Source organism: Tabrizicola sp. BL-A-41-H6 (assembly GCF_050632395.1).
Classification (GTDB): Bacteria; Pseudomonadota; Alphaproteobacteria; order Rhodobacterales; family Rhodobacteraceae; genus JAUYQR01.
The window spans coordinates 3,023,145-3,044,293 of sequence record NZ_CP192600.1 but is presented as its reverse complement, the minus strand read 5'-3'; the positions used below and the strand labels follow the sequence as shown (position 1 = coordinate 3,044,293).

General features: G+C 63.9%; 20 protein-coding genes. 15 read left to right on the top strand and 5 right to left on the bottom strand.

Annotated features, from left to right (window positions below):
* Positions 1 to 13: 13 nt before the first annotated feature.
* Complete coding sequence (locus ACROUL_RS14880; RefSeq protein WP_431300240.1) at positions 14 to 1,150, bottom strand: NAD(P)/FAD-dependent oxidoreductase; 1,137 nt, start codon at positions 1,148 to 1,150, stop codon at positions 14 to 16.
* A gap of 50 nt (positions 1,151 to 1,200) precedes the next feature.
* On the opposite strand from ACROUL_RS14880, the gene ACROUL_RS14875 reads away from it, so the two are divergent.
* Positions 1,201 to 2,151, top strand: a complete 951-nt coding sequence (locus ACROUL_RS14875; protein WP_431300239.1) for a dihydrodipicolinate synthase family protein — start codon at positions 1,201 to 1,203, stop codon at positions 2,149 to 2,151.
* 17 nt (positions 2,152 to 2,168) lie between these two features.
* Here ACROUL_RS14875 and ACROUL_RS14870 read toward each other — a convergent pair whose 3' ends face one another.
* Together ACROUL_RS14870 and ACROUL_RS14865 are read right to left on the bottom strand one after the other, a co-directional pair.
* Positions 2,169 to 2,939 carry an SDR family NAD(P)-dependent oxidoreductase gene (locus ACROUL_RS14870; RefSeq protein ID WP_431300238.1) on the bottom strand — a complete coding sequence of 257 codons (771 nt, stop codon included), beginning with the start codon at positions 2,937 to 2,939 and terminating at the stop codon, positions 2,169 to 2,171.
* The gene (locus tag ACROUL_RS14865; RefSeq protein ID WP_431300237.1) at positions 2,939 to 4,054 is read right to left on the bottom strand and encodes an NADH:flavin oxidoreductase/NADH oxidase; all 1,116 of its coding nucleotides are present in this window, start codon (positions 4,052 to 4,054) and stop codon (positions 2,939 to 2,941) included. The genes ACROUL_RS14870 and ACROUL_RS14865 overlap by 1 nt, the downstream gene beginning before the upstream one ends.
* 119 nt (positions 4,055 to 4,173) lie before the next feature.
* Between ACROUL_RS14865 and ACROUL_RS14860 the strand changes: the two genes are divergently transcribed.
* On the top strand, positions 4,174 to 5,013 hold the full coding sequence (locus ACROUL_RS14860) for a sugar phosphate isomerase/epimerase family protein (RefSeq protein WP_431300236.1): 840 nt from the start codon (positions 4,174 to 4,176) through the stop codon (positions 5,011 to 5,013).
* Here ACROUL_RS14860 and ACROUL_RS14855 read toward each other — a convergent pair.
* Entirely contained in the window at positions 5,010 to 5,774 is a 765-nt protein-coding gene (locus ACROUL_RS14855) for an SDR family NAD(P)-dependent oxidoreductase (protein ID WP_431300235.1), read from the bottom strand. The two genes, ACROUL_RS14860 and ACROUL_RS14855, sit on opposite strands and share 4 nt — an antisense overlap.
* Before the next feature lie 48 nt (positions 5,775 to 5,822).
* Here ACROUL_RS14855 and ACROUL_RS14850 point away from each other — a divergent pair, with 48 nt between their 5' ends.
* Genes ACROUL_RS14850 through ACROUL_RS14840 form a run of 3 tightly spaced genes read left to right on the top strand, consistent with a single transcriptional unit; the run spans position 5,823 to position 9,592 of the window.
* A complete protein-coding gene (locus ACROUL_RS14850; protein WP_431300234.1) occupies positions 5,823 to 6,812 on the top strand; it encodes a 3-hydroxyacyl-CoA dehydrogenase NAD-binding domain-containing protein in 990 nt (329 codons plus the stop codon).
* A complete protein-coding gene (locus ACROUL_RS14845; protein ID WP_431300233.1) occupies positions 6,802 to 8,478 on the top strand; it encodes a 2Fe-2S iron-sulfur cluster-binding protein in 1,677 nt (558 codons plus the stop codon). Before ACROUL_RS14850 ends, ACROUL_RS14845 begins: the two co-directional genes overlap by 11 nt.
* The gene (locus tag ACROUL_RS14840; protein WP_431300232.1) at positions 8,465 to 9,592 is read left to right on the top strand and encodes an NAD(P)/FAD-dependent oxidoreductase; all 1,128 of its coding nucleotides are present in this window, start codon (positions 8,465 to 8,467) and stop codon (positions 9,590 to 9,592) included. Before ACROUL_RS14845 ends, ACROUL_RS14840 begins: the two co-directional genes overlap by 14 nt.
* Here ACROUL_RS14840 and ACROUL_RS14835 read toward each other — a convergent pair.
* Complete coding sequence (locus ACROUL_RS14835; RefSeq protein ID WP_431300231.1) at positions 9,582 to 10,382, bottom strand: IclR family transcriptional regulator domain-containing protein; 801 nt, start codon at positions 10,380 to 10,382, stop codon at positions 9,582 to 9,584. The two genes, ACROUL_RS14840 and ACROUL_RS14835, sit on opposite strands and share 11 nt — an antisense overlap.
* 256 nt (positions 10,383 to 10,638) lie before the next feature.
* Here ACROUL_RS14835 and ACROUL_RS14830 point away from each other — a divergent pair, with 256 nt between their 5' ends.
* Genes ACROUL_RS14830 through ACROUL_RS14785 form a run of 10 tightly spaced genes read left to right on the top strand, consistent with a single transcriptional unit; the run spans position 10,639 to position 21,144 of the window.
* Complete coding sequence (locus ACROUL_RS14830; protein ID WP_431300230.1) at positions 10,639 to 11,973, top strand: ABC transporter substrate-binding protein; 1,335 nt, start codon at positions 10,639 to 10,641, stop codon at positions 11,971 to 11,973.
* Between the two features lie 55 nt (positions 11,974 to 12,028).
* Positions 12,029 to 12,925, top strand: coding sequence for a carbohydrate ABC transporter permease (locus ACROUL_RS14825; protein ID WP_431300229.1), 897 nt, complete (start codon positions 12,029 to 12,031; stop codon positions 12,923 to 12,925).
* Positions 12,922 to 13,743, top strand: a complete 822-nt coding sequence (locus ACROUL_RS14820) for a carbohydrate ABC transporter permease (protein ID WP_431300228.1) — start codon at positions 12,922 to 12,924, stop codon at positions 13,741 to 13,743. The genes ACROUL_RS14825 and ACROUL_RS14820 overlap by 4 nt, the downstream gene beginning before the upstream one ends.
* 3 nt (positions 13,744 to 13,746) lie before the next feature.
* The gene (locus tag ACROUL_RS14815) at positions 13,747 to 14,895 is read left to right on the top strand and encodes an ABC transporter ATP-binding protein (RefSeq protein WP_431300227.1); all 1,149 of its coding nucleotides are present in this window, start codon (positions 13,747 to 13,749) and stop codon (positions 14,893 to 14,895) included.
* Positions 14,896 to 14,907: 12 nt separating this feature from the next.
* Positions 14,908 to 15,828: a dihydrodipicolinate synthase family protein gene (locus ACROUL_RS14810; RefSeq protein WP_431300226.1), complete on the top strand. Its 921-nt coding sequence runs from the start codon at positions 14,908 to 14,910 to the stop codon at positions 15,826 to 15,828.
* 52 nt (positions 15,829 to 15,880) lie between these two features.
* Positions 15,881 to 16,666, top strand: a complete 786-nt coding sequence (locus tag ACROUL_RS14805) for an SDR family oxidoreductase (RefSeq protein ID WP_431300225.1) — start codon at positions 15,881 to 15,883, stop codon at positions 16,664 to 16,666.
* Positions 16,666 to 17,376, top strand: coding sequence for an SDR family NAD(P)-dependent oxidoreductase (locus tag ACROUL_RS14800; protein ID WP_431300224.1), 711 nt, complete (start codon positions 16,666 to 16,668; stop codon positions 17,374 to 17,376). Before ACROUL_RS14805 ends, ACROUL_RS14800 begins: the two co-directional genes overlap by 1 nt.
* Complete coding sequence (locus tag ACROUL_RS14795; RefSeq protein ID WP_431300223.1) at positions 17,373 to 18,767, top strand: aminotransferase; 1,395 nt, start codon at positions 17,373 to 17,375, stop codon at positions 18,765 to 18,767. The genes ACROUL_RS14800 and ACROUL_RS14795 overlap by 4 nt, the downstream gene beginning before the upstream one ends.
* Positions 18,764 to 19,699: a polysaccharide deacetylase family protein gene (locus ACROUL_RS14790; protein ID WP_431300222.1), complete on the top strand. Its 936-nt coding sequence runs from the start codon at positions 18,764 to 18,766 to the stop codon at positions 19,697 to 19,699. The genes ACROUL_RS14795 and ACROUL_RS14790 overlap by 4 nt, the downstream gene beginning before the upstream one ends.
* A complete protein-coding gene (locus ACROUL_RS14785; RefSeq protein ID WP_431300221.1) occupies positions 19,696 to 21,144 on the top strand; it encodes an NAD-dependent succinate-semialdehyde dehydrogenase in 1,449 nt (482 codons plus the stop codon). The genes ACROUL_RS14790 and ACROUL_RS14785 overlap by 4 nt, the downstream gene beginning before the upstream one ends.
* Positions 21,145 to 21,149 lie beyond the last annotated feature (5 nt).

Genomic DNA, 21,149 nt, shown 5'->3' with positions numbered 1-21,149 from the left:
TGCGATGCAAGGATCAGTCCGCCAGCGAAGAGATACTCTTCAACGACAGGAGCGGCGGGCGCCCGAGCACCAGATCGGCGGTCAACCTAGCAGTCATCGGGCCTGCGGAAAATCCCATCCACGGGAACAGCGAAAGATAGAATCCCGGGAGACCCGGAGCTTCGCCAATTATGGGACGCCAGTCCTTGGTGCCGTTCACAACCGCAGTCCAACTGCGCACTGCGCGGGCTTGGGCCAACGCGGGGATCACGGCGGCGGCTCGCGCCATGTTGCCGGTCAGGTTGGCCGGGTTGATCACCAGACTGCCATCGGTGCGCCGTCCTGCAGCCCATCCTCCGCCGATCAGACAACTGCCGTTCAGCGCCTGTTTGGCCGAAAGCTTTCCGGCGGCGGAATAGACCAGATGCGGGATCAGCGGCGCGATGGGTTCGGTGACGGTTACCTGCAGTGGCGACCCTTGCAAGCCGATCGGCAGGCCCAGCATCATTGCCACATCGGCGGCGGCAGCGCCCGCTGCATTGACCACGCGCCCGGCGCGGATAGGGCCACGCGGGGTCGTCACCAGATATCCACCCGGCACGGCCTCGATTCCGGTGACGGTCGTGTCGGTCAGCAGCGTCGCCCCGAGGGCGCGGGCGGCGGCCGCATACGCGGGCGTCGCCTTCAGCGGGTTCGCCTTTCCTTCGTTCGGGCAGAAGCCGCCGCCGATCGCATCCTCGGTGAGATAGGGGGCCAGTCGGCGCAAGGCCGTGCGGTCAAGTATGTCGATCGGCACGCCAAAGCCGCGTTCGATGTCTGCCTTCGCCTCGATCGCGCGCATTTGCGCTTCTGTCGTGGCGACGAGAACGCCGCCGGTCAGGCGCACATCCAGGTCGACCCCAAGTTCCGCACTCAGCCCCTGCCACATTTCCAGCGAGGCCTGCAGCAACCGCAGCGTGGGGCCATAGTTGCGCGCCCATTCCGGGCCGTAGGCTACGAATTCAGGGTGCTGCAATTGCAGATGGATCGACCCGGCATTGGCGCCGGACGCCTGGGTGTTGAGATCACGCGCCTCGACCAGAAGCACATCCGCACCGGCCTGCGCCAGATAGTATGCGGTGGCCGTCCCGGCCAAGCCGCCCCCGATCACGAGCACATCTGTTTTCATCATTCTACACCAGCCCTGGCCTGAACATCCGGGCGGCAGCAAAGGAACGACCCATGCAAAAGACCTTTTCGGGAAGCTACACCGTCACCGTCACGCCGTTCACCGAAGGCGGCAAGGCCATCGACTATCCCGCGTGGGCGCGGTTTCTTGACTGGCAGCTTGAATCCGGCGTGCCGGGTATCATCATCCTTGGCACCACGGGCGAGTTTCTGACGCTTACCGACGACGAACGCGGCGCCTTTGTCGAAGCGACGGTGAAGCATATCCGTGGCCGGATTCCGGTCATGGTTGGCACGATGAACGCCTACACCCCGAATGCGGTGCGCTATTCGCGGCAGGCGCAAGATCTCGGGGCGGACGGTCTGATGATCATCCCGCCCTATTACTACACCCCCACGGACGACGAGATCTTCAACTATTACAAGGCGATCTGCGAGGCGATGGATCTGCCGATCATGCTGTACAACAACCCGTTCACCTCCAACGTCGACATGTCGGCGGCGCTGGTGGCGCGGTTGACCGCGGCCTTTCCGCAGATCCGCTACATCAAGGAGGCGTCGCAGGACACCGCGCGGGTGCATGACATCATCGTTGCGACGGACGGCGTCATGAACGTGTGGGCCGGCCAGCGGGTGCTGGAAAGCTACAAGATGGGGGCCAAGGGCTATGTGAACCCCTACGGCAACTACATTCCCCGCGCCTCGGTCAAGTTCGTCGAATGGGCCGAGCAGGGGCGCTGGGATGATGTCTGGGCAGTGCAGAGCATCATCAAGAAGTTCGACACCATCATCACCGCCGGGCATCCGCTCTATGGCCACCAGTGCTATTCCAAGGCGCTGGCGGCAGCGGCCGGCTATCCGGTCGGCGACGTGCGCGCGCCGATCACCACCTTCGCCTCGCTGGGCGGGGAGGGGCGCGCCCGCGTGGCGCAGATGGTGCCGCTGATGGCCGAACTCGATGCCGTGGTCGACCGGATCGAGGGGCGGCGGGCCGCAGCGGAATAAAGATCCCCGGTGCGGCCTCATCTGATGTAGGCCGCACCGTTGATGTCGATGGTGCCGCCGGTCATGTGGCGCGCACGGCCCCGGGCAAGGTAGACCGCAAGATCGGCGACCTCCTCTGGTGGCACCCATTCACCCATCGGCAGGCTGGCGGTGACAGCCGCCTCGCCCCCGGTGCGTGCAGCAGATTCCTCGGACATCCGGGTCCGTACGACGCCGGGGGCGATGACATAGGCCAGAATTCCCTGCGCCGCATGGGCGCGCGCCACGGTCTTCGTCGCGGCCACGATTGCCGCCTTGGAGGCCGCATAGGCGATGGCCCCGGGGTTCGATGACCCCCGTGTCGACACCCACGACCCGATGCCGATGATGCTGCCGGGGGTGCCGGCCGCAAGCCAGCTGCGCACGGCGTGGCGCATCAGCCGGGCCGGGGCGAGGACGTTGACTGTCATCGCCTCGGCCCAGACGCGGTCCCAGTCTTCGATCGGGTCGGAGATGCCACCGGTCTGGCGCATGATGCCGGCGTTGTTCACCAACACGTCGACCCGCCCGCTGATCTGCAGTGCCTGATCCCAGAAGGCGTCAACTTGCGCCATATCAGCGAAATCGGCCTTCACTAGGTGGGCCATGCCCGGACGCGCAGCCCTGACCGCAGCCTCCGCCCCGGCGCGGTCGGCGCCGTAATGGGCGATAACGGTGGCACCGGCGGCCACCATCGCCTCGGCGGTGCAGGCCCCGATCCCCTTCGAGGCACCGGTCACGATTACGGTCTTTCCTTCGAGATCGGCCATCAAGATTTTCCTTCCTTGCGGGTCACAAAGGGTTTTGCGCGCAGGGCGGGATTGGCCCTCGCATAGGGTGAGGGCAGGGCGATGTCTTCACCCAGCGCCACCGCCGCGCGCCAAGGCCAGCGCGGATCCCACAACATGCCCCGTGCCAGCGCGACCATGTCGGCCTGTCCGCTGCGCAGGATTGTTTCGGCCTGCATGGGTTCGGTGATCTGCCCCACAGCCATCGTCGGGATTTCTGCCTCTTGCCGGATGGCGGCGCAAAAATCGACCTGGTAGCCGGGGCCGGTGACGATCGCCTGCCGCTGGTCCAGCCCACCACTGGACACATGGATCATGTCGCAGCCCACTGCGCGCAAGGCTCGGCAGAAAACGATGGATTGGGGCAGATCCCATCCCCCCTCTATCCAGTCGGTGGCGGAAATCCGGATTGTCACCGGCTTGTCGGCTGGAAAGGCGGCACGGATTGCGGCGAAAACCTCCAGGGGAAAGCGCATGCGATTTTCCAGCGAACCGCCGTAAGCGTCGGTCCGATGGTTCGTGATCGGCGACAGGAACTGATGCAGCAGATAGCCATGCGCCGCATGCAACTCGACCAGATCGAACCCAAGGCGCGCGGCACGCTTGGTCGCCTGCACGAAAGCTGCCGTTATGCGCGCCATACCGGCGGAATCTAGCGCGCTCGGGGCGGCCCAGCCCGGAAGATAGGGCACCGCAGACGGGGCTTCAGTCTGCCAAGCCTGCGCGGCATCTGTCACCATGCCGCCACCTTTCCAAGGCGCGAGTGTGCTGCCCTTTCTTCCGGCATGCCCCAGTTGCAGGCCAAGCGCGCTGCTTCCTACGGACCGCGCGAACGCGATAACACGGGCAAATCCCGCCTCGCACGCATCGGAATAAAGCCCTGTGCAGCCGGGCGTAATGCGTCCTTGCGGTTCCACCCCCGTCGCCTCGACGATGATCAACCCCGGGCCGGACTGTGCAAACTGTCCCAGATGAACAAGATGCCAGTTGCCAGGTACACCGTCGATTGCAGAGTACTGACACATCGGTGCCACGGTAATACGGTTGGTAAAGGTCACCCCCCGCAAGGTCAGTGGTGAAAACAGAGCACTTGCCATGGCGATTCCTGAGGATGGGGAAATTGCGGGTTGAAGATGCAAAGTCGTGCGTTATAGTAACTTTTGTGCGCATATGGACCATATTGGCCACACTCTGACAAGCAAAAAGGACCACCGGAATGAGTCGACTGACTGTCGCGGCAAGCACATTTCCCTTCCTTTACTCGCACGACGGGTTGGATGCACTGAAGCATCTGCGCAGTCTTGGCTACGATCGCTTTGAAATGATGATTTTTCCGCCGCATTGCTGGCCTCGCGAACTCTCAACGGCGCAACGGCGCGAATATGCAAGCTGGCTGGACGGCGAAGGCGGTGCGATCACCTCGTTTTGCTATCCCCTGCTCGACAACAACCCCAACGGTGTTGACCGGCTGATGCGCGACTACACTCTCGATCGCTACCGCGAGGCGATCGATATGGCGGCGGAGTGGAAGTGCCCATATGTCGTGGCGATTCCTGGGCCGGTGAACAGCCTGATCAACCCTCCTGTCGCCTGGATGCTGGAGTGGTTCGTTGAGGGCATGAAACAGCTTGTAGCCCATGCCAAGGGGACTGGGGTCGAATTGCTGCTGGAAAACGTGCCCTTCACCTTCCTGCCGACGGCAAAGGACATGAAGGATACCGCCGCGCTCATCGACCCGTCGATTGGCGTCAATTTCGACGTGTGCAATTCGGCATTCATCAAGGAAGATCCGGCGGCTGCCATCCGCATGCTGGGTGGCCTTGTGAAGAACGTCCACATCTCGGACTCGGGCTATGGCGATTTCAAACATGAACGGCTGGGAACCGGCATCGTCCAGCCCGCCCCGGCGGCGCAAGCGCTGGCAGACATCGGATATAGCGGCGCCACGGTGCTGGAGATCATCACCGACGCGCTGGCGCCCGGAGCAAACCCGGACGAGGACATCCGCGCCAGCCACGCCATTCTTGCCCAGCATGGCTGGAAGCCGCTGGGTTAAGGCAAACCCGCCTCAACCGGGACCACGATGCCGGTGATTCCGGCTGAGGCGTCCGATGACAGCCAATGCGCTGTCGCGGCGACCTGTGCCGGTGTGACCATCCGCTTCAATGCGGTGTCGGCGGCCATGCCTGCAAGGGCGGCCTCCACCTCGGGGCCGCCTGCCGCGTGGCGCGTGGCGATCCGTGCAACCAGTGCTTCGGTCGCGATGGGGCCGGGCGCAAGGGCGTTGACACGGGTACCCGCTGCGCCCAATTCCAGCGCGGCCGAGCGCATGACCCCGATGACCGCGTGTTTTGACGCGGTGTACAGCATCTGGGACGGATGTGCGCGATAACCGTTGATCGAGGCCATGACCACGGCACTGCCGCGCCCGGTTCGGGCCAATGCCCCGGCAAAAGCGCCCAGCGTGGCGGCGACACCCCAGACGTTGACCGCCATCACGCGCTGCCATTCCGCAGCGTCCAGCGCGGCGACCCCGCGCCAAGGCGGCACAAGCCCGGCATTGGCGATGACGATATCCACGCTGCCCAGACTGTCCGCCAAGCTGCGCAGGTGCGACATGCTGTCCAAAGAGCCAAGATCCGCCGCAAAGGATGTCCAGCCCTCCGGCAAGACGGAACGGGCAAGGGCATCGACTGTGTCCACCACGGTGATGGTCGCCCCGGCCAGCGCCAGCCGCTCAGCAATGGCGCGCCCCAGGCCCGAGATCCCGCCCGTGACAACCGCCGTGCGACCACTTAGGTCTGTTCCAAGTGTCATGTTGCGTGGTGTCCTCTTTGCGGCTATCCAGTCAATAAGCGCACAATTGTGCGCCATGTGAACGAAATCAAGGAAAAGGTTGATGGCGCGATGTTGCCGGGCTTGAATGTCGTGATCCTGGGCGCCGGGTCTATCGGGCTGTCGTTTGCGGCGAGTTTTGCGGATGCCGGCTTTGACGTGACGTTGGCGGACCCTGACGCCGCCCGGCGCGACGCGGCGTCGACCGGGATTGCGACGCAGGTCGATGCGATTGCCCTTGCCGGCTTGCGGCGAGGCGGGGCGGGGCAGATCGATGTTCTGCCCGACGCGACAGCGCAAGTTCGGTCTGCCGCTTTGGTGATCGAGGCGGGGCCGGAAGACCTTGCCGTCAAGCAGGCAATCTTTGCCCGTCTTCTGTCTGATGCGCCCGCCGATGCGGTTCTGGCCACCGCGTCCTCGGCGATCGTCATGTCGCGGATCCTGCCTGACGCAGCAGATCAGGCGCGCTGTCTTGTGGCGCATCCGGTCAACCCGCCCGCGGTCTTGCGCATGATCGAGATTGTTCCAGCACCGGCCACGCTTGTAGCGACGCAGACCCGGGCATCCGCCCTGTTCGAGACGGCCGGTTTCACCCCCGTCGTGTTGAACCATGAAATCGACGGCTTTGTGCTAAACCGTCTGCAAGGTGCGGTTCTGCGCGAGGCATATCGGCTGGTTGGCGAAGGCGTTGTCGATGCGGCGGCGGTGGATGCGGTCATGAGGCTGGGGCTTGGTCCGCGCTGGGCGCTGTCGGGACCGTTCGAGACGGCTGAACTGAACACCCCCGGTGGCATTCGTGCCCACGCCGCCCGGATGGGACCGGCCTATCGGGCGATGGGCGAGGCACGCGGCGAAACCGGCTGTCTGTGGCCCGATGATCTGGTTGCACGGATAGATGCGGAACGACGCCGCGTGATTGCGGTGGAGGATTTGCCCGCGCGTGCCGCGTGGCGTGCGCAGGCGGTGGCGCGGCTGGTCGCGCTGCGTGATGAACTGGCGAGGGACGCGGATGACAGCTGAAGCAATCCGCTTTTCGTTTGACGGACGCTCGCTGACGGCGCGTCCCGGCCAATCGGTTGCCGCCGCGCTGACAGAGGCTGGCCAGAGGGTATTTCGGCAGACAGCCAAGGGCGCAAGCCGGGGCATGTTTTGCGGCATGGGGGTTTGTCAGGATTGTCTGGTGACTGTTGACGGCGCGCCTAATCAGCGTGCCTGCGTGACCCTGGCAACCGAGGGCGCAACCGTTCTGACGCAGGTGGCGCTTGCCCGGCTGGCAGTCGTGCCTGCAACACCGGCCAAGCCTGCCGCCCGGCAGATAGCACCGGATGTGCTTGTGATCGGCGGCGGCGCGGGCGGTCTGAACGCGGCCATCGCGGCGGCCGAAGCCGGGGCCAGCGTGGTCTTGGTGGACGAGCGCAAGGTGCCTGGTGGGCAGTATTTCAAGCAGCCGTCGGGCGGCGCCCCGATGCTTGATGCCCAGCAGACCGAGGGTGCGGCACTCATCTCACAGGCGCGGGCGTCGGGGGCCGAGGTCCTCGGCGGTGTCGAAATCTGGGGTGCCTTCGATGGTCCCTTGTTTCTGGCTGAACATCAGGGAGGTGCGCTCATCGCGCGACCGCGCAGCGTCATCGTGGCGACCGGCGCCTATGAACGCCCGCACATGGTGCCCGGCTGGACGCTGCCGGGTGTGATGACAACCGGCGCGGCACAGACGTTGTGGCGCAGCTACCGCACGCTGCCCGGCAAGCGGGTCGCAGTCTGCGGGTCGGGACCGCTGAACTTGCAGGTTGCGCTGGAACTTGCCGAAGGCGGTGCCACCGTCGCCCTTGTGGCCGAGGCCGCGCCCGCCCTGACCACGCGCCCCGGCGCGGCGCTTGCGCTGGTGGTTGCGGACCCGAAACTCGCGCTCAAGGGCGCGCGCTTCCTTGCCGCGCTGCGCAGGCGCGGCGTGCCGGTGCAAAACAGGTTGGAGCTTGTCAAGGTGGACCCCGAAGGCGACGCCCTGCGCGCGACGTTCCGCGACGAACGCGGCCACGAAAGCGAGGTCGTGGTCGATGCGCTGTGCATGAACGACGGCTTCGAGCCGCAGAACGAGGCGCTGCGCCTGCTCGGTGCCCGGATGCAGCTTGATCCCGTGTTCGGCCACTTGCGCTGCACCCGCAGTTCCGTGCTTGAAACAACCGTTCCCGGCGTCTTTGCGGTGGGCGATTGTGCAGGCATGGGCGGCGCGCCCGCTGCGGCTGTCGAGGGGCAGATTGCGGGCCGTGCCGCGGCGGCCCTTGCCGGGCATCGACCGATTGGCGATATCGGCGGGCTTCACTCCGAACTGGCGCGGCATCGGCGGTTTCAGTCCCGGCTCTGGTCGTTGCACCGGCCCGCGCCCCGCACGCTTGCCAACACGCCGGATGACACCATCCTGTGCCGCTGCGAAGAGATCACGCTTGGCGAGGTGAGGGCGGGGCTGAAGGACGGCCCCGACCATGTCGGGACGCTCAAACGGTTGACGCGGGTGGGCATGGGGCGCTGTCAGGGCCGCTATTGCGGGGCCGCCGCCGCGCGCCTGGTGGCCGAGACGACCGGCCAGCCGATCAACGACCATAGCCATTTCGCGCCGCGCGTGCCGATCAAGCCAGTCAGCATCGCCACCATCCTTGCCGCGCAGGAGGCGCTGGATGGCCAGCCCTGATCTCTTGATCGTCGGTGGCGGCATAACCGGACTTTGCGCCGCCATCACCGCGGCCGAGGCTGGCGCGCAAGCAATCGTGGTGGACGCCGGTCTGAACGCGGGCTCGAACGCAAACGCTGGAAGCCTGCATGTGCAACTGCAAAGCCGGTTCATCCGGCTTTACCCCGAACAGGCCCCCAACGTCGAAGCATCGCTGCCGCTCTACCTTCAGTCGGTCCGCGAATGGGAGCGTCTGGATGCGCTGCACGGCCCGTTCGAGCTTGTCCGCAAGGGTGGGCTGATGCTGGCGGAGGGGGAGGACCAACTGCGCTTTCTGGAACACAAGGCGGCGCGAGAGGCTGCGCGGGGCCTTGATGTCGAAATCCTGGATCGGACGGCGCTGGACCGAATCGCGCCGTGGCTTGGCCCGCAGATCGTGGGGGCCGAGTTGTGCCGCGATGAGGGCAAGCTGAACCCGCTTGTCGCCAATGCACGTCTGCGGGCCCACGCTGTCGCGCTCGGTGTGCAGTTCGTGACGGACCGTATCGTCGCCCTTGACCACGACACCCCATGTCGCGCGACGGTTGCCGGGGGCGCATCCCATTCGGCGCGGCAGATCATCCTGGCGACTGCCTGGGGAACCGGCAGCCTCCTTGGTCGGTTCGGGTTGCACCTTCCCAGCCGGGCAGAGCCCTTGCACATGAACATCACCGAGGCCGGGGCAGGGCAGATCAACCACCTGATCCAGCACGCGGAACGTTCGATCACGCTGAAACAGTTCGAATCCGGGCAGATTGTCATCGGGGGCGGCTGGCCTGCTCAGGACCGGGGCGAGGCTGCGGTGCCGGGGGTTCTGGCTGTGTCGATGCTGGGCAATGTCGCGCTTGCGGCGCGCCTTGTGCCAGCGATTGCAGGGCTTCGCGTGGTGCGGACCTGGGCAGGAATGAACACGACCGTCGATGGCAAGACCATCCTTGGCCGGGTTCCGCGGGCACCAGACCTGATCCTTGCCGTGCCGGGCGACGCGGGCTACACGCTGGGCCCCTTGTGTGGGCGGACTGCTGCGCAATTGGCGCTGGGGCTGCCACAGGCCACCGACATCGTGCCGTATGACCCAGTGCGCTTCAGCGCTTGAGCGCCTCGGAGATGCTGGCAGCCGTTTGAAGCAGGCGGGGCAGGATCTCGCTTTGCAGTTGGGCTGCCGTCATCCGAACTGTGGGCACGCCCACGTTGATTGCCCCCACCATCCCGCCCGCCGAATTGCGCAGTGGCACGGCAATCGACATCAGCCCTATTTCCAGCTCCTGGTCGACCAACGACCAACCCTTCTTGCGCACATCCTCCAGTATCTTGCGAAACTCGGTGCGGTCGGTGACGGTGCGGTCGGTCAGCCGGGTAAGCGGGATGCTTTGCAACAGGTCCGGCCACATATCATTGGGCTGGGCCGCCAGCAGAACGCGCCCGGTTGCCGTGCAGTGGGCCGGAAAGCGCGCGCCTACGGTTATTCCGACGCTGATCACCCGATGATACTGGGCACCGCTGACGTAGACCACATCGAACTTGTCCAGCACCGCCGCCGAACAGGATTCGCGGATTTCTTCGGACAGGTGGTCGATGAAGGGGCGCGCGATGTCCCAAGCACCTTTGGACGACAACACCGAATAGCCAAGTTCCAGCACCTGTGGTGTCAGATCGAACAGTTTGCCGTCCGCAACCGCATAGCCTTCGTGTACCAGGGTCAGCAGGATCCGGCGTGCGCCGGCGCGGGTGTTGTTGGTTTCTGCGGCGACCTCGGACAGCGTCATCTTGCGGCGCGTCCGGTTGAACGCACGCAGCACCTCAAGCCCACGCGCCAGGGAACTGACGTAATCGCGCGGGTTTATGCCGCTTTCATCATCGTTGACCCAGTCGGGAGATGCCGTCATCAGACCGGTTCGCTGTGCCGTCTTCTGAATCGGCGGGTTTATCGCGGCTTCTCTTTTGGTCAGCTTGTCCACCGCCTGCTCCTCCAAGTTAGGCCACCTGAGCTTTGGGCCTCTTGCCCGATATCATGAAAAACACAAGCCATTTCTGGTTCCGCGAATTGCTGACGAAATCAACTCTTGCCATGAAGTCTCCCTCGGTATTCTATCGCACAAGAGTGCGCTATGTGAACAGAACGAATATCAGGGAGAAGGAAGAATGACAATGAAGCCTACCGGAACCTTCGGAATCAACCGCCGCACGGCCCTGACAGGCCTTGTGGCGTCAACGCTGCTGACCGCGCTTCCGCGCCGCGCCTTCGCGCAGGATGTCACCCTTCGCTGGTGGTCCCCACAAGGCGCCCCGGCCCAGGTCGAGGCTTACCAGTTCCAGATCGCTGCTTTCGAGGCACTGCACCCTGGCATCAAGGTCGTGTTTGAAACCACTTCCGACGAAGGTTACGCGCCGCAACTTGCCGCCGCGTTTTCCAGCGGAGAGGTGCCTGATATCGTTACGCACCTGCCTTCGTTTGCCGTGCAAAGCTACTATGCAAATGGCCTGATCGAGCCGTTTGACGATGTCATCACGGCCATTGGCGCCGATGATTTTTATCCTGGCGCCAACGAGGTGTTCAAGGCAGCCGACGGCAAATACGTGGGCACTGGCATCGGCAACTCGGCCGCCAACATGCTGTGGCTGCGCAAGGATCTGATGGCCGCGGCAGGCATCGACAAGAACCCCGAAACCTGGGACGAGTTGCGCGCCGCCTGCACTGCGATGCAAAAGGAGGGTATCTATGGCGCGCCGCTTCCGTACGGGCAGAACTCCATGACATCCCTCGTTTTCATCGGCTTCATCCATCAGGCGGGCGGTCAGGTCTTCACCCCTGATCTTCAGGTTGCAATCGACAATGAAGGCACCCGCAACGCGCTGGAAATGTACAAGGCAATGCGCGAGCTTTGCCCGCCCGGCGCAACCAACTACAGCTGGGGCGAAAGCCTGACGGCCTTCGTGAGCGGTGCAACCGCGACCGGTCTTTACACCGGCCGTGTTCTGGCCAACGTGCGCGATCAGAACCCCGGCATCGCCGATCACATCACTTGCGTGACCTATCCGCGCATCTCCACCGATGTGGCGCCTTGGACCTTCAACGACTTCCCCAGCGTGTTCATTCCGGCGCAATCCAAAGCCAAGGACGCGGCAAAGTTGTTCGCCGCCTTCCTGTTCGACCCCGAAGGCTACATCAAGCAGTTGCATGCGGCCCCCGGTCACGTTCTGCCGGTGCTGCAATCGATCAGCGCCAATCCGATCTATCAGGACAACGACATCATCCGCAAATACGGCCCCGAGGTTGATCTGATGGCCTCTGCGGCGGCGGGCGGCTTCAACCTTGGATACGAATCTTCGGCGCACAAGTCGAACGACAAGGGTGGCGAGGTCGTGGGATCGAACGTGATTGCCGATCTGGTGCAGCGCGTGGTCTTGAACGGCGAGAACGTCGATACCGTTCTGGGCGAAACCACCGCCGCGATCGAAGCGATCATGAAGGGCTGATACTAGCCCGTGCGACGGGGTGGAAGCCCCGTCGCTGCAACTTCGGAAAAGCGAAATGGCACGCATCGACCAGACAGTTCTTGAACGGCAGTATTCCCGTCTGGGTCTGCTGTTGATTGCGCCGACCGTTCTGGTTTTCTGCGCCGTGATCGTCTATCCCCTGATTTCCGCCATTTACCTGAGCCTGTTCAACATCTTCACCCCGACGCTGGAAGGCAGCTGGGTGGGGCTCGACAATTACGGCGCGCTGCTGGCAAAGGGTGAATTCTGGTCCGCCCTGGCCAACAACCTGATCTGGACTGCGGGGACGCTGTCCTTGCAGATCATCTTCGGTGTCGGAATGGCGCTGGTGCTGCACCAGAACATCTGGTTCCGCAGTCTGGCCCGCAGCCTGATCCTGTTTCCCTACTTCATCTCGACCGTCGTGGCTGTGCTGGTCTGGAAGTGGCTGTTCAACGACCTTTACGGCATCCTCAACCACCTGATGATGAGCGCAGGTCTGATCGACATGCCGATCGACTATCTGGGCACGATGCCGAACGCGATGATCAGCGTGATTCTGGTCGGTGCCTGGAAATACTTTCCGTTCGTCGTGATTGCCGTGCTTGCACGCCTGCAAACCATCCCCGAACACCTGTATGAGGCCGCGCGGATCGACGGGGCCGGTCCGTTTGCGCGGTTCCTTGATGTGACCCTTCCGCAACTGCGCGACGTGCTTGTCGTGATCATCATGTTGCGCGCCATCTGGGACTTCAAGGAATTCGACCTGATCTTCCTGATGACAGGCGGCGGGCCCACGGCCTCGACGCAGACCCTCCCGCTGCTTGTCTACAAGGAGGCTTTTGCGATGAACCAGATGGGCATGGCCGCCGCCTATGCCGTGGTCATGATGGCCATCATGCTGGTGTTCATGATCATCTACATCCGCCGGACGCGCGAGGTGCAGGAATGATCCGCCGCATCCTTTTCAACCTCATGGCGTGGTGCATGGTTCTGATCGTGGCATTTCCGCTGTTCTGGATGGTGGTCACCTCGATCAAGCCAAGTGCCGAGCTGTTCCGCCGCCCGCCCACGATGCTGCCGGAAGCCGCGACTTTCGAGCATTACTGGCGGCTGTTGTCGCAGACAAACTTCCTCACCTACTTCAAGAACTCGGTGATCCTGTCGCTGTCGACGACTGTCGTGGTGATCACGGTGGCCACGCTTGGTGCCTACAGCCTTGTGCGCTTCAAATACCGCGGTCGGGAAAGCCTCGCCTTTCTGGTGCTGTTCACCTATCTGCTGCCTTCGGTGGTGCTGATCATCCCGCTCTATCTGATGCTGGTCAGCCTGGGGCTGTCCAACACGATCCTGAGCCTGGTGATAGCCTACACCACCTTCGCGCTGCCCTATGCGCTTTGGCTGTTGCGCTCATTCATGGCAGGCATTCCACAGGATCTGGAATCGGCGGCGCTGGTGGATGGTGCGTCGCGAATGGGTGCGTTTGTCGACGTCATCCTGCCGCAACTGCTTCCGGGCATCATATCCACGGCTTTGTTCACCTTCATTTTGTCCTGGAATGAATACCTCTACGCGCTGATCCTGGTGAATTCCGATGATGCGCGCCCGCTGACCACTGGCGTGATGAACATGCTGATCTCGTCTTTCAACATCGAATGGTCGCTGCTGATGGCGGCCTCGGTGATGATGAGCCTGCCCTTGATCGTCGTTTTCGCCTTTCTGCAAAGCTATCTGACCCGCGGCTTCGGTGCCGGCGGGGTAAAGGGATGATGCATGGCTGATGTCGTTTTCGCGAATGTGTGCAAGAGCTTCGGGGTGTTCAATGCGGTTCAGGGGCTGGATCTGGCAATCGAGCAGGGCGAGTTCGTGTCGCTTCTTGGGCCGTCGGGCTGTGGCAAGACCACGACGCTGCGCATGCTGGCGGGGCTGGAATTTCCGACCAGCGGACAGATTCTGATTGGCGACCAAGTCGTGAACGATGTGCCGCCCGGCAAGCGCGACATCGCGATGGTGTTCCAATCCTACGCGCTTTACCCGCACATGACGGTCGAAGAGAACATCGCCTATCCGCTGAAAAAGCGCGGCACGCCCAAGGCCGAGCGTGGCGACCTGGTGGCCCGCGTGGCCGAGATGCTGCAACTGACGCCGCTGTTGCAGCGCAAGCCCAAGCAGTTGTCCGGGGGCCAGCAGCAGCGTGTGGCGCTGGGCCGGGCGCTGGTGCGCGACCCCAAGGTGTTCTTGCTGGATGAACCGCTGTCAAACCTGGATGCCAAGCTGCGCGGCTACATGCGGGCGGAACTGGTCGAACTGCACGCACGGCTGGGCCGCACGATGGTCTATGTGACGCACGACCAGTTGGAAGCGATGACGATGTCTGATCGCATCGCCATCATGCTCGATGGCCGGTTGCAGCAGTTCGCGCCGCCTCAGACCGTCTATCGGTCGCCTGCGAACCGGTTTGTTGCGGGCTTCATCGGCACACCTTCGATGAACCTGATCGACGGCACGATCGGGCGGCAGGGCGGGGACTGGACCTTCTTGGCACCGGGCATCTCGCTGACGCTGGAACCGCTTGTGGCCGAGGCGACGGCGGGGCCGGCCTGCATCGGGGTGCGCCCCGAACATGTGACGCTTGGCACCGGTCCGCTGTCCGGCATCGTGCAGCTGGTCGAACAGACCGGGCACGAGAACATCGTCGCTGTCCGCCTGGGCGAGGGCATCCGCGTTACCGGCCGCGCTCCGGCGGACCAGATCTGGCGCGTCGGCGAAAACATCCGGGTGGGCCTCGACGGCCGTGAAACCCATGTGTTCGGCCCCGGCCCTGTCGGCCCGCGCCTGAATCACCCCATACCAGCACATGCGTCGGCCCTCACGGTGGCGCACCTGCCGAAGCTTGTACACAGCACCCTTGCACGAGACTGACAGGAGAAAGATTTGGACCGTAACTCAGTTAACTGGTCGGGGCCGATGCCCGCCATCACCACCCCATTCCGGGCCGACAAGTCCATCGACGAGGCGGCATTTGCCGCGAATATCGACCGGCTGTTCAAACTGGGCGCGACCGGAATGGTGTCGGTCGGCTGCACGGGTGAATTCTGGTCGCTGACCACTGTAGAGCGGCAGCACCTAGCGCGGCTGACGGTGGCGGCGAACGAAGGGCGGGGCCCCGCGATCATTGGGACCGGGGCGATCAGGCCCGAAGAAGTGATCGAACAGATCCATGGCGCAGCCGAGGCAGGGGCCGACGGGGTTCTGGTTATGCCGCCCTATTTCGCCCACCTGACCGAGGCCGAGATCATCGGCCACTTCGAGACTGTGAATGCGGAAAGCCCGCTGCCGATCCTGCTGTACAACATCCCCGGCAATGCCGGGAACGCGCTGACGCCGCACATCGTCAACCAGCTTGCGGCGCTCGACAAGGTCGTCGGCGTCAAGGAAAGCAGCGGGAACTGGACGAATTTTCACACGACGCTGAATCTGGTGAAAGACCGGCTGCGGGTGTTCTGCGGGCCGTCGTCGGTGTTCGGAGTCGCTGCGGTTCTGGCCGGGGCGGATGGGCTGATCGACTGTTTCCCAAACGTCTGGGCGCCGGGGTGTCTGGATCTGTGGCACGCTACCCGCGCGGGGCGGATGGACGAATCCTGGGCGTTGCAAAGCACCGGCATCGCGCTGACCAACCTCTTCACGTCGGAGGGCCGGACGCTTTATCCGGCGACCAAGGCTGCGATGAACTTTATGGGCCTGCCGGGTGGAGGCTTTCCCCGTGCGCCGCTGCGGCCGCTTGACGGGGTCGCACTGGCTGGGCTGGAGGCGGGCCTTGACCGCATACTTGCCCCGCGTGCGATGGTTGCTTGAGGCGCGATCAGGCGTCGGAAACCGGGCGTATGGAACTTGATGGGAGGATCCGATGGATCTGGGACTGAACGGCCGCAAGGCGATTGTAACCGCTGCCAGCCGTGGCCTTGGCCTTGCCTGCGCGCGGTCGCTGGCACGCGCCGGCGTGGCGCTGACTCTGAACGCCCGGTCGCCGGATGCACTGGAGGCGTCTGCTGCCGCCCTGCGTGCTGAATTCGGCGTGCCGGTCACCGCCGTTGCCGCCGATTTCAACACCGTCGAGGGCCGTGCCGCAATCCTTGCTGCGGCTGGGAGCGAGGCGGACATCCTGGTCAACAACCCCGGTGTGCGTCAGGTGCCCACGCCCTATGCCCAGATCACGGCCGATGACTGGCGCAAATGGTTGGAGACGCATTTCCTGTCATCGGTCGAGATGATTCAGGCCGTGGCACCCGGCATGCAGGCCCGCCGGTTTGGCCGCATCGTCAACATGTCGGTCAGTTTCATCAAGTTTCCCCAAGTCGGCTTTGCGCACAGCCATGCCGCACGTCTGGCGCTGTCGGGGGCGGTGGCTGGGATGGTGCGCGAACTGATGCCGCACAATGTGACGATCAACACCGTCTGCCCCGGCCTTTTTGACACCGATGCGCTGCACACCAACCTGCATGGGCACGCCAAGCGCGGCAACACGACGTATGAGGCGATCGTTGCAGACCGACTGAAATCCTGCCCTGCAGGGAGGTTTGCCGACCCATCGGAATGTGGTGATCTGGTTGCTTTCCTCTGCGCCGCGCAATCGGGTTTCATGACCGGGCAGAACATCGTCAACGATGGCGGCGTGTATCAGGGGCTGTTTTGATGTCGGCAAAGGTCGCGATGGTCTCTGGTGCGGGTCGCGGCCTTGGGGCGGCGATTACGGATCGGTTGCTGGCCGATGGCTGGTCGCTGTCCCTTGGGATGCGCGATCCTGCCAAGGGGTCGGCACGCCATGCTGCAACCGCGGCCGACCGGCTGCTGATCTGTCCGTTCGATGCCACCGACCCCGCCACGGCGGCCTCTTGGGTGGATGCCACCGTCGCGCGCTTTGGCAAGCTGGACGCGCTGGTGAACAACGCCGGCATCCTGCGTATGGTCGATTTCGATCAGGGTAGCGAGGATGAGCTGGATGACCTGTGGGCGGTCAACGTGAAAGCGCCGTTCCGGTTGATCCGGGCCGCGCTGCCGCACCTGCGCAAGACGGGACAGGGCAGGGTGGTCAACATCGCCTCGACCGATGCCAAGCGCTATCGCGCCGGGGTGTCGGTCGGCTACACCATGACCAAACACGCGCTGCTGGCCATGACCACTGCCGTGCGCTTTGCCGGGTGGGATGACGGCGTGCGCGCCACCGCGATCTGCCCCGGGGCCATCGACACCGACCTGATTTCCGGCTTGCCGGGTGTCACGCCCAAGGCGGACAGGCTGACGCCGGAAACCGTCGCCGGGATCGTCGCCTTCATCCTGACGCTGCCCAATCAGGCGAGCGTTCCCGAGTTTATCGCCAACACACGGCTGGAGAGTACGGTATGACGCTGGATCTTCCTTCGATCAATGACGAGCTTGCGGCGTGGGACAGGGACTGCCTGCTGCACCCCACCACCCACACCGCCAACCATGCGCGCGGCGATGTGCCGGGCCGCATCATCACAGGGGGCTCCGGGGTCTATGTTGAAGACCGCGACGGCAACCGGTTTCTGGATGCCTTCGGCGCGCTCTACTGCGTGAACGCCGGATACGGGCGGCGCGAAATCGCCGATGCAATGTCGGAACAGGCCCACAAGCTGGCGTTCTTTCATGCCTTTGCCGGGCATGGAAACGAACCTGCGATCCGGCTGGCCAAGATGATCATGGACCGCGCGCCCGACCACATGGCGCGGGTGTATTTTGGGCTTTCGGGGTCGGATGCCAATGAAACCAACGTCAAACTTGCGTGGCATTACAACATTCTGCGCGGCAAGCCGGAAAAGCGCAAGATCATCAGCCGCTGGCGCGCCTATCATGGGTCAGGGCTGGTGTCGGGCTCGCTTACAGGGCTCAAGGCCTATCATGCGCGGTTTCACCTGCCCTTGCCGGGGTTCTTGCACACCGACACGCCGCATTACCTGCGCCGCGAAGATGCCTCGCAGACTCCCGAACAGTTCACCGACCATCTGATCGCCCGCCTTGTCGCCCTGATCGAGGCCGAAGGCCCTGAAACCATCGCGGCCTTCATCGGCGAGCCGATCATGGGCACCGGCGGCATCGTGCCGCCGCCGCCCGGCTATTGGGAAAAGGTGCAGGCGGTGCTAGACCGTTACGACATCCTGCTGATCGCGGACGAGGTGGTGACCGGGTTCGGCCGCACCGGCAGCATGTTCGGCTCCATCCATTACGGACTGAAACCCGATTTCATGACCATCGCCAAGGGTCTGACCAGCGCCTATGCGCCGCTGTCGGGTTCGATCATCTCGCAGCGGGTATTCGATGTGCTGATGAAGGGATCGGATGATTTCGGCGCGCTGGCGCATGGCTGGACCTATTCCGCCCATCCGGTCAGTTGTGCCGCCGGGGTGGCGACGCTGCAACTGGTCGATGATCTGGGGCTGGTCGGCAACGCGGCCAGCACCGGCCCCTATCTGAACGCCAGCCTGAAGGCGGCCCTGGCGGACCACCCCAATGTGGCCGAGGTGCGGGGCGAAGGCTTGATGGCGGCGGTCGAATTCATGGCAGACCCGGCTGCCCGCACTTGGTTCGATCCTCCGATGAGCGTCAGCCTGAAAATCTCGGCGGCGATGATGCGGAGGGGCGTCATTGCCCGCGCGATGCCCGAAGGCGACATCATTGGGTTCGCCCCGCCGCTGTGCATCACGCCAGCCGAGGTTGACACTGTCGTTCAAGCTATCCGTGATGCCGTGCACGAGGTGCTGGGTTCGGGAGTATGAACACCGACCAGCCCTGGCTGACGGCGGAAAGCGAATGGCGCGCGCAGGTCAACCGAGTGCGCGCAGGCCAGCCGCTACGCCCGTCCGCCTGGCCGGGTGGCGCGCGCTGCGCCGTGGCGCTGTCGTTCGATTGCGACCATGAGACGTTTGAGCTGGGACAGGGCCGTGCGGCGATCGGGCGGCTTGCCTGGGGCGAATACGGGCGTCGGCGCGGCGTGCCGCGCGTGCTGGAGGTGTTGGGCCGCCACGGCGTGCCGGCCACCTTTTTCACTCCCGCCGTGGCCGGGCTGATCGACCCCGAAGCGCTGCGCCCCATCGTCGCAATGGGGCATGAGATCGGCGTCCATGGCTGGATTCACGAGAACAATTCCCGCCTTGACCGGGCGACAGAACGCGATTTGATGCTGCGCTCGCGCGATGCGTTGGAACGGATGACCGGGCAACGACCGGTCGGCCACCGGTCGGCCAACTGGGATCTTGGCGCCCATACCATTGATCTGGTTGTAGAACTTGGTTTTTCCTATGACAGCAGCCTGATGGCGGACGATGAATGCTATGAGATTGTCACCAATGGCACCCCGACCGGGGTGGTCGAAGTCCCGGTCGAGTGGATGCGCGATGACGCAGTGTATTTCCTGTTCAACCGCGATCCCGCGACGCGCCCCTTCACCCCGCCCGAAGCAGTGTTCGACATCTTTCGCCGCGAATTCGATGCCGCGTTCGACGAGGGCGGGCTGTTCCAGCTTGTGATGCATCCTTTCGTCATCGGTTACCGGTCGCGAATATGGATCCTGGATCAACTTGTCGCCCATGCGAAATCGCGTGGAGCTGTCTGGTTCGCCACCCATGCCGATGTCGCCGCCTGGGCATGGCAGAGCCGCCCCACCCTGACCGCACCCCCTTGTTCCCCTTCCATCGGAGACGCCCCATGACTGATTTCGCCCCCTTGATCCGTGAAGCCAATCTGGTGAATGGCGACTGGATCGCTGCCGACAGCGGTCGGACGCTCGACGTGACCGACCCTGCCACGGGCTCCGTCATCGCCCGGGTCCCGCTCAGCGGCACGGTCGAGACGCGGCGCGCGATCGATGCTGCGTCCGATGCGTTTCCGGCCTGGGCGGCGATGCCTTTGGGCCAGCGTGTGGCGTTGATGCGGCGGCTGCACCAGCTGATACTGGACAATCAGGAAGGTCTGGCGGCGCTGCTGACCGCCGAGCAAGGCAAACCCCTGGTCGAGGCGCGTGCCGAAGTCGGATCGTCTGCCGCCTACGTGCTGTGGTTCGCCGAAGAAGCGCGCCGCGCGGATGGTGCTGTCATCCCGTCTCCCGTCGCGGGGCGCAAGATGATTACGACCCGCCACCCCGTCGGCGTCGTCGCCGCGATCACGCCATGGAATTTCCCCTCCTCGATGCTTGCGCGCAAGCTAGGTCCGGCGCTCGCCGCAGGCTGCACCGTGGTGGTCAAACCGGCCAGTGCCACGCCCTTGTCGGGGTTGGTCTGGGGGTATCTGGCCGAACTGGCCGGGTTTCCCAAAGGCGTCGTCAACGTCGTCACCGGCTCTGCCCGAGAGATCGGGGCCGAGATCACCGCCAACAAGAAGGTGCGCAAGATCACGTTCACCGGATCCACCGAAATCGGCAAGGAACTGCTGCGGGCGGCGGCAGGCACGGTAAAGAGGATGTCAATGGAGTTGGGCGGCAACGCACCCTTCATCGTGTTCGACGACGCCGATCTGGATGCTGCGGTAAACGGTGCGATCATCGCAAAGTTCCGCAATGCGGGTCAGACCTGCATCTGCACCAACCGGCTTTATGTGCAGTCGGGCATTCACGATCGGTTCATGGCTCGCTTTGCAGAACGAGTCGCGGCGCTGAATGTCGCGCCCGGAAACGAACCGGGGGCCGAGCAGGGTCCGATGATCGACAGCGCCGCGCTGACAAAGATGGAGGAGTTCGTCGCCGACGCCTTGGCAAAGGGCGCGTCGCTGGTCACCGGGGGCGCACGGCATAGCCGGGGCGGGCTGTTTTATCAGCCGACCATCCTGACCAATGCCGGACCGGACATGCGCTTCACGACCGAAGAGATCTTCGGCCCCGTGGCCCCGGTCTACAGGTTCGACACCGAGGATGAAGCGATCGCCGCCGCCAACGCCACCGATTACGGCCTGGCCGCCTATGCCTATACGCAAAGCCTGTCGCGGATGTTCCGGTTGCAAGACCGGCTAGAATACGGGTTGATCGGCATCAACGAGGTTCTGATCGTATCGCCCGAGGCTCCGTTCGGCGGGCTCAAGGAATCCGGACTGGGCAAGGAAGGTAGCTGGCAGGGCATCGATGACTATCTGGAAACCAAATACACCTGCATTGGCGGTCTCTAGTCGGC